Annotated in this window: 1 protein-coding gene; it reads right to left on the reverse strand. The window is 59.3% G+C overall.

The annotated features are described in order from the left end of the window. A partial coding sequence (locus tag B5F87_RS20570) for an ATP-binding protein (protein ID WP_087284541.1) occupies positions 1 to 611 on the reverse strand: 611 nt, incomplete at its 3' end. Positions 612 to 632 lie beyond the last annotated feature (21 nt).

Consider the following 632-nt stretch of genomic DNA (forward strand, 5'->3'; position numbering starts at 1 on the left):
CTGCGCTCCACACCCAAATCGTCAATGATGAGCAGGTCGTACTCGTCAAAGCTGGCGATAAAGTCGGCCCTGTCCTCGGAGAACATCCCCGTCAGGCGGTTCAGGATGGTGGGAAAGTTCGTCATCAGCACCGGCACATCCCGGTCAAGCAGGGCGTTGGCGATACAACCGGCGAAAAAGGACTTGCCGGTTCCCACATCCCCAAACAGCAGCAGACCGGTGTTGTTCTTGTAAGCCTCCTTCCAGTTCTCCACATAGGCGCGGGCCTTGTCCATCAGAGGATTTTGGCCGTTGTCGTTGGCAAAGGTGTAGTCGTACAGATAGCGGTCTTGCAGGCCCTGGGCCTTCCGGCGCTTGATACGCTCCATGCGGCGCTGCCGTTCCTCGGTGGCTTTGCGCTGTTCCTCGGCCTCCCGCTGGCACTGGCAGATACAGCGGGGCATGAAGTAGCCCGGTTTCCCAAAGCGTGGCACAACAGTCTGCCTCTGGCCGCCGCACTTCTTACAGTGAATGAGGCCGTCTGCCGGGTCTATGTACTCGTCCCCGGCCAGCTCCACACCGGCGGCTGCCTTGTCGATCAGCGCCCGGATTTCTGCGGTAATCTCCATCATACGGTTTCATCCTCCTTTACG

The sequence above is a fragment of the Eubacterium sp. An3 genome (assembly GCF_002159465.1).
GTDB lineage: Bacteria > Bacillota > Clostridia > Lachnospirales > Lachnospiraceae > Anaerobutyricum > Anaerobutyricum stercoris.